General features: G+C 72.0%; 8 protein-coding genes. All 8 read left to right on the top strand.

All coding sequences use genetic code 11. The features are described 5' to 3' along the window. Positions 1 to 328: molybdopterin dinucleotide binding domain-containing protein (locus AB0C29_RS24815; protein ID WP_360824421.1), on the top strand; the 328-nt coding region annotated here is incomplete at its 5' end. Further along, on the top strand, positions 325 to 747 hold the full coding sequence (locus AB0C29_RS24810) for a cupin domain-containing protein (RefSeq protein ID WP_360824418.1): 423 nt from the start codon (positions 325 to 327) through the stop codon (positions 745 to 747). The genes AB0C29_RS24815 and AB0C29_RS24810, both read left to right, overlap by 4 nt. 14 nt (positions 748 to 761) lie before the next feature. Further along, complete coding sequence (locus AB0C29_RS24805) at positions 762 to 1,847, top strand: LLM class flavin-dependent oxidoreductase (RefSeq protein WP_360824415.1); 1,086 nt, start codon at positions 762 to 764, stop codon at positions 1,845 to 1,847. A 354-nt stretch (positions 1,848 to 2,201) separates the two neighbouring features. Next, positions 2,202 to 2,759 (top strand): winged helix-turn-helix domain-containing protein, encoded by a 558-nt coding sequence (locus AB0C29_RS24800; protein WP_360824412.1) that lies wholly within the window; start codon positions 2,202 to 2,204, stop codon positions 2,757 to 2,759. Between the two features lie 530 nt (positions 2,760 to 3,289). Further along, positions 3,290 to 3,460 (top strand): hypothetical protein, encoded by a 171-nt coding sequence (locus AB0C29_RS24795; protein ID WP_360824409.1) that lies wholly within the window; start codon positions 3,290 to 3,292, stop codon positions 3,458 to 3,460. Positions 3,461 to 3,665: 205 nt separating this feature from the next. Further along, a complete protein-coding gene (locus AB0C29_RS24790; protein WP_360824406.1) occupies positions 3,666 to 4,934 on the top strand; it encodes an FAD/NAD(P)-binding protein in 1,269 nt (422 codons plus the stop codon). A gap of 211 nt (positions 4,935 to 5,145) precedes the next feature. Next, on the top strand, positions 5,146 to 6,189 hold the full coding sequence (locus AB0C29_RS24785) for a S1 family peptidase (protein WP_360824404.1): 1,044 nt from the start codon (positions 5,146 to 5,148) through the stop codon (positions 6,187 to 6,189). 83 nt (positions 6,190 to 6,272) lie between these two features. Continuing rightward, positions 6,273 to 7,424: cytochrome P450 (locus AB0C29_RS24780; RefSeq protein ID WP_360824401.1), on the top strand; the 1,152-nt coding region annotated here is incomplete at its 3' end.

The raw sequence follows: 7,424 nt of genomic DNA, 5'->3' as shown, positions 1-7,424 counted from the left end.
GCACCCCGCCGACGCGGCGGCGCGGGGCATCGCCGACGGCGACGTCGTACGGGTCCACAACGACCTCGGCAGCGTGCTGGCCGGCTCGCGGCTGTCCGACGCGTGCGCGCCCGGGGTCGCCCAGCTCTCCACCGGCGCCTGGTTCGACCCGTCCGCGCCCGACGTGGCCACCTGCGTCCACGGAAACCCCAACGTGCTGACCCGCGACGTGGGCACCTCCCGGCTGGCGCAGGGCTGCACCGGCCAGCAGGCCCGCGTCGAGATCTCCCGCCACGACGGACCGACACCGCCGGTCCGTGCCTACGAGCCACCCCTGGAGCATCAGTGACCGACGATTTCCACCAGAGGCTGCACCACGTCGCGCCGGTCGGGCTGTCCGGCGACACCGCCCAGACCAAGGGGATGACCCGGGTCGAGGCGATCAGCGGCAAGACCGTGGGCAGCAAGGACCTGTGGATGGGCGAGACCCACGTCTCCGCGGCGACGGCCAGCGACAACCACCACCACGGCGAGTCCGAGACGGCGATCTACGTGGTGCGCGGCAACCCGGTCTTCGTCTTCTACTCGGCCGAGGAAGGCGCCGAGACGCGGATCGAGACCAAGCCGGGCGACTACATCTTCGTCCCGCCGTGGGTGCCGCACCGCGAGGAGAACCCGGACCCCGACAACGAGGCGGTCGTGGTGATCGCGCGGACCACGCAGGAGGCCATCGTCGTCAACCTGCCCTCGCTCAAGCCCGGTTCCTGAGAGGGAGAGACGTCATGCCCGTCGAATTCATCGGCCTCATCGCCACCCAGGACGGCTCCGAGAGCAGCCCGGCCACGGTGCCCTTCATCGACCCCGGCTACGCGGGCCGGATCGCCCGCGCCCACGAGGACTCCGGCTTCGACCAGGTGCTGATCGGCTACAGCTCGGCGTACCCGGACGGGGCGCAGCTGGCGGCGTACGCGGCGGCGCACACCGAGACGCTGCGGTTCATGGTCGCGCACCGGCCCGGCTTCGTCGCCCCGACGCTGGCCGCGCGCACCTTCGCCACGCTGGACCATTTCACCGGCGGCCGGGTGACGCTCAACATCATCACCGGCGGCCACGACGTGGAACAGCGCCGCGACGGCGACTACCTGGCCAAGGACGACCGGTACGCCCGCACCGACGAGTACCTGTCGATCCTGCGCCGGGCGTGGACGGCCGAGACGCCGTTCTCGCACGAGGGCCGGTTCTACCGCTTCGAGGACTTCGTCTCCCAGGTCCGGCCGGTCCACGGCACCATCCCGCTGTACTTCTCGGGCTCGTCGCCGGCCGCGTACGCGACGGGCGTGAAGCATGCGCAGACGTACATGTTCTGGGGTGAGCCGCTGGCCCAGATCGCCGAGCAGATCGCCGCCGTACGGGCCGCGGCCGTGGTGGCGGGACAGCCCGCGCCGCGCTTCTCGGTCTCGTTCCGGCCCATCCTCGGCGCGACCGAGGAGCTGGCCTGGGAGCGGGCTCACGCGATCCTGGACCGGATCAGCCCGTCCCGCTTCTTCGGCGACGCCGGCCGAGGGCCGGCCAACGTGGGCTCGCAGCGGTTGCTCGCGGCGGCGGCGACCCAGGACCGGCACGACCGGGCACTGTGGACGGCGACCGCACGGGCCAGTGGTGCGGCGGGCAACTCCACCGCCCTGGTCGGCACGCCGGACACGGTCGCCCAGGCCCTGCTCGACTACCACGAGCTCGGCGTGACGACCTTCCTGATCCGCGGTTACGACCCGCTGGACGACGCTATCGACTACGGCCGCGAGCTCATTCCCGCCGTTCGCGCAGAAATAGCACGACGGGACACCGCCGCATTACCGGTGGCCGCCTGAATGACAATGTGCCGACCGTCACTGAATTGACCACTCCCGCATCCTGGATTTGTTTTGACCCGCCGCCACCGAGCGTGAAGGATGGTCACCATGCAGTTGCGCGACGTAAGACTCACGTCCCGCCTCGCCATCGATCTCCTCCGATGCGCGAGCGCACGCTGTCGCCTTCACTGATCGACCGGCGATCCCTGTGCCCCGCCGCGACCGCGCGGTGCGAGAGCCGCGGTAGCCCGAAGGAATGATCCCTCGACGCCGTTCCGCGTCTATAAACCTATCCCACACATGGGAAAAGTATTGTTCAGGCGCCGGCCGAGACCCGGCCGGCCGCCACACCCTCCGCAAAGGGGCAAAATCATGTCCGTACTCGCCGTCGCCAATCTGCCTCTCGCCCGCCCCGCCCCGGTCCGCCGGACCGGCCGCCCACGCGCCACCCGGCTGCGCTCGATCGCCACCCCCGACTCCTCGGTCACCGTCACGATCACCCTGGGCCGGCCCGGCTCGGAGGAGAGCGAACGGGTCCTGTCGGCACTGCGCGACCTGGTCGCCGCTGCCGGGCCCGGCGCGGACATCGACCTCGGCCCGGCCGGGACGCCGCCGCCCCTGGCCGAGGCGGTCCCCGGCCTGCAGCTCGACACCCGCGCCCGCACGGTCGTCCAGGACGGCCGCCGGCTCGACCTGAGCCGGCTCGAGTACGAACTGCTGCTCTTCCTGTCCCGGCACCCCCGCCAGGTGTTCAGCCGCAACCAGCTTTTGGGGCACGTCTGGGGGCACACGCACACGACGGTCCGCACGGTGGATGTGCACGTGAGCAGGCTGCGGACCAAGCTCGGCGACCCGGAGATCGTGACCACGGTCTACGGGGTCGGGTATCGGCTGGCCGACGAAGCCCGCATCACGATCGCTGACGCCTGACCCGGCCTTCGGTTTTCGCCTTCGGCTTCCGTCTGGTCGGCGATGTGCGCCGCGTTTCGCGGACGTGTCGCCTGGTCCGGCTTTGCCTGGTCCGGCTTTGCCTGGTTGGCAACATTCGGCCCAGTCGGCTTCGGCTTCCGCTTGGTCGGGGACGTGCGGTCCGCGATCGCGGACGGGTAGCCCGATCCGGTCGACGACTTCCCGCACGCTGGCAACGCGCTCGCCAACTAGTTGGGCGTGGCCTTGAACACCGCCGCCCGGCCTGCCGCGGGCTGGAGCAGCTCGTGCCGGTCGAGGCCGCGAGCTGGGCGGGCTGGTGGGGACCGTGGGCCGGAGTCGGTTGTTCGAGACCGTGGACTGCGTGGGCTGGCTGAAACCGCGGGCGGGCGGGTTGGTCGACGTCCCGGCTGGCGAGCTGGTTAGGACCGCAGGCTGGCGGGTTGGTGGACCCGGGGACGGGGCGGGCTGCTCGAGACCCCGGGCTGGTTGGTCGAGACCCTGGGCTGGGCAGGCTGCTCGCGACGGGCCGGGTGGCTGGTCGAGGCCTCGGGCTGGGCGGGCTGGTCAAGGACCTGGGCCGGGCGGGGCACGGTGGTCACGCCAGCGCCGCGCGCATCACCGTCGACTACGTCCGGGCCGGCCTGATGGCGGACTTTCGGCTCGCCGACGGCGCCGCGCGCATCATGATCGCCGACGTCTGACCCGGCCTGGTCCTCTGTTTCCGCCGGCGCGGCGCACCCCCGAGCGGCCGCCACGCCGGCGTTTCTGTCGGTCCTGCCGGCTGAGATCGGGCGTATCGGCGACCTCTCTGTCCCGGATGTCCTCGTCAAGGCGGTTCCGCCCCGGCGCGCCACTGGCGCTGAAAACCTGTTTTGCCTATCGTGTTGATAGGAGATAGGGGGCCTCATGGGGCGTGTGGTGGCAGTGGTCGGGGGAGGGTGTTCGGGGGTCCTGGTGACCCGCGAGCTTCTGCGCGGCGGCGATGACGACGTGGTGCTGATCGAGCCCGGTGAGCCCGGCGGCGGGGTCGCCTACGGCGAAGCCCGACCGTGGCACCTGCTGAACTCGCGGGCCGGGGCGATGAGCGCCGACCCGGACGACCCGGAGCACTTCGTCCGCTGGGCCGGCACCACCGCCGCCGCCTTCCGTCCCCGGGCCGAGTACGGGCGCTACCTGCGTTCGGTGCTCGACGAGGTGGACCGCGCCCACCCCGGCCGGCTGCGGGTGCACCGGGCCCGGGTGGCCGCGCTGGCCCCGGACGGCACCGTCGTGCTGGACAACGGCGGCGCCGTGCACGCCGACCACGTGGTGCTGGCCACCGGTGGCCCGGCCGCCGCCCGCCAGCAGATCGACCACCCCCGGTACGTGACCGACCCGTGGCGCCCCGGCGTGCTCGATGCGCTGCCCGCCGACCGGCCGGTGCTGTTGATCGGTACCGGGCTCACCGCCGTCGACGTGGCATTGACTCTCACCGCCGACGGGCGCCGGACTGCTCCCGTGGTCGCGGTCAGCCGGCGCGGGTTGCTGCCGCTGACGCATACGGCGGATGCGATTCCGCCGACTGTGCCGTCGCTCGATGTCTGCGCCACGCTGCGTGACGTGGTCCGCGCCGTGCGCGCCGCCGCCGGTGAGGCGGGGGACTGGCGGCCGGTCGTGGACGGGTTGCGTCCCCTGCTTGATCAGCTGTGGACCGCGTTGACGCCGGGCGAGCAGGACGCCTTCCTGCGGCATCTGGCTCGCCCGTGGGAGTGTCACCGGCACCGGATGGCGCCGGTGGTGGCGGCCCGGGTGGTGGAGCTGCGCGAGGCCGGTCTGCTGGAGATCCGGTCCGGTGGGGTTGCGGCGTGGCCGGGTCTGGCGGACTTCGCCGCGGTGGTCAACTGTGCCGGTCCCGGGCGGCTTCCGGGTTCGGCCGGCCCGTTGGTCGGTGGTCTGCTGGCCGCCGGGCTGGCCCGGGTGGGCCCGCACGGCCTCGGTCTCGACATCGACGAGGCGGGGCGGCTGGTCGGGGCGGACGGCCGGGCGCACGACCGGCTCTGGGTCATCGGGCCGCTGCGCCGGGGCGCGCGCTGGGAGACCACCGCGGTCCCGGAGATCCGGGCCCAGGCCCGGCGGCTGGTCACCGATCTGCGCGCCGGGATGCGCATCGCGGCCGCGGTCCCGGCCGCCGCGTAGCTCGCGGACCGGCCCGGCGGCATCCCGAAACGGGCATAGCCTGGTGATATGACGAGGCTGTTTCCGCAGCCCAGGGGCGGTTTGACGGGTGTCTACTTCACACTGTGGAAACAATGACCGACCTTGAGTCCACATCGAAACAGCTCAATACTCAGGGAGGCACCGGTACACCGGAGACCCGGCGTACCCCCCGTCCCCCTGGGAGGAACCTGTGCGTAACCCCGGCTCGAAGCTCGGCCGACCGATCGTCGGCCTGGCCGCCGTGCTGCTGGTGGGTAGCGCGTTCGCGTCACCCGCGTCCGCCGCCCCGACCGGCCCCGCCGCCGACCCGTCCTTCGCCCCCTCCGCGCTCGCCACCAAGCTGGACACCCAGTTCGGCACGGCCGCCGCCGGCTCCTACGTCGACTCGGCCGGCAAGCTCGTGGTCAACGTGACCGACGCCGCCACCGCCAAGTCGGTGTCCGCCGCCGGCGCGACCCCCCGCTACGTCGCCCACAGCGGCGCCGCGATGGCCGCCGCCGACTCCGCCCTGAAGGCCGAGCTCAAGACGCCCGGCACCTCGTTCGGCCTGGACCCGGTCAGCAACAAGATCGTGGTGACCGCCGACGAGACGGTCACCGGGGCCAAGCTCGCCGCCGTCAAGGCCGTCGTGGCCAAGCTCGGCGACAAGGCCACCCTCGAGTCGGTGCCCGGCAAGCTCCAGCCGACCATCTCCGGCGGCGACGCGATCTACGCCGGCGGCAGCCGGTGCTCGCTGGGCTTCAACGTCCGCAGTGGCAGCACGAACTACTTCCTGACCGCCGGTCACTGCACCAACATCGCGACGACCTGGACGAACGGCTCGACGACGCTCGGCACCCGGGCCGGCACCAGCTTCCCGGGCAACGACTACGGCATCGTGCGCTACACCAACACCACGATCGCCAAGTCGGGCGCGGTCGGCTCGCAGGACATCACGTCGGCCGGCACCCCGGCCGTCGGCGCGACGGTCTACCGCCGCGGCAGCACGACCGGCATCCACTCGGGCCGGGTCACCGCGCTGAACAGCACGGTCAACTACGCCGAGGGCTCGGTCTCCGGGCTGATCCGGACCACCGTCTGCGCCCAGCCGGGTGACAGCGGCGGCTCGCTCTACTCCGGCACCACCGCGCTGGGCCTCACCTCGGGTGGCAGTGGCAACTGCTCCAGCGGCGGCACCACGTACTTCCAGCCGGTGACGGAGCCGCTGAGCGTGTACGGCGTCTCGGTCTTCTGATCCAGCTCCACATCGCGAGAAAGGCCTCACCCGATCCCGGGTGGGGCCTTTCCCGTGAGCCTGGCAGCGACGAGAATCGATGCATGTCAGCTGAGACCCCGGTCGAGTCCGCACGCAAGATCGCACGAGGGGACCTGGCCCCCGGCTGCCCCGTCCACGCCGGTGCCGACGAGGTCTGGCACGTCCAGGACTTCGCCGGCGCCCGGTCGGTGCTGCGCAGCACCGAGACCCGGCAGGCCGGTTTCGGCGTGGAGAACGCCGTCAAGCTCGAGGGCCGGATGCGCATGCCCGTCCTCTACCGCGACGGCCCCGAGCACCGCGAGCACCGCCGCCAGACCGCGAAGTACTTCACCCCGAGACGCGTCGAGACGGCGTACGCGTCCCTGATGGACCGCCTGGCCGAGGAGCAGTGCGAGACGCTGCGCCGCCGCGGCACCGCGGATCTCTCGCAGTTGTCCTTCCGGCTGGCGGTGGCGGTGGCCGCCGAGGTGATCGGGCTGACCGAGAGCGGCCCGGGCATGGCCCGCCGGCTGGACCGCTTCTTCGAGGAGAAGGAGAGCCCGAACCGCCTGATCAGGTCCTGGAAGGAGATCCGTTCCAACGCCAACATGGCGCTGTTCTTCTGGCGGGACGTCCGCCCGGCGATCAGGTCCCGCAAGGAGCGCAGCCGCGACGACCTGATCAGCCATCTGCTGAGCGAGGGTTGCTCCAGCGGCGAGATCCTCGGCGAATGCGTCACCTTCGCGGCGGCCGGCATGATCACCACCCGTGAGTTCATCACCCTGGTGGCCTGGCATTTGTTCACCGATGACGAGCTGCGCGCGGCGTACACCCAGGGGGACGAGAAGCAGCGGGTGGCGATCCTGCACGAGATCCTGCGCCTGGAGCCGGTGGTGGCCAATCTGGCCCGCTGGACCACGGCGGAGCTGCGGACGGGCGACGCGACCATCCCCGCGGGGGCGCGGGTCGACATCGGCGTGGCGGCGGCCAACATGGATCCGGCGGCGGTGGGTGCCGACCCGGGTGCGGTCTGCCCGGGCCGGTCGCTGGGCGACGGGGTGGGCGACGCGGGGCTGTCGTTCGGCGACGGGCCGCACCGCTGCCCGGGGGCGTACATCGCCATTCAGGAGACGGACATCTTCCTGACCAAGCTGTTCGCGCTGCCGGGTCTGCGCATGGTGCGGGCCCCGAAGGTGGGCATCCGCAAGGAGATCGCCTCGTACGAGCTGACCGGC

Source organism: Actinoplanes sp. NPDC048791 (genome assembly GCF_040650095.1).
Classification (GTDB): domain Bacteria; phylum Actinomycetota; class Actinomycetes; order Mycobacteriales; family Micromonosporaceae; genus Actinoplanes.
Note: the sequence above shows the minus strand (reverse complement) of the source record. Positions and strands in the feature narration are given on the sequence as shown.

Coding starts and splice junctions, on each gene's coding strand:
- AB0C29_RS24805 (WP_360824415.1), top strand. CDS start 762: ATGCCCGTCGAATTCATCGGCCTCATCGCCACCCAGGACGGCTCCGAG.
- AB0C29_RS24800 (WP_360824412.1), top strand. CDS start 2,202: ATGTCCGTACTCGCCGTCGCCAATCTGCCTCTCGCCCGCCCCGCCCCG.
- AB0C29_RS24790 (WP_360824406.1), top strand. CDS start 3,666: ATGGGGCGTGTGGTGGCAGTGGTCGGGGGAGGGTGTTCGGGGGTCCTG.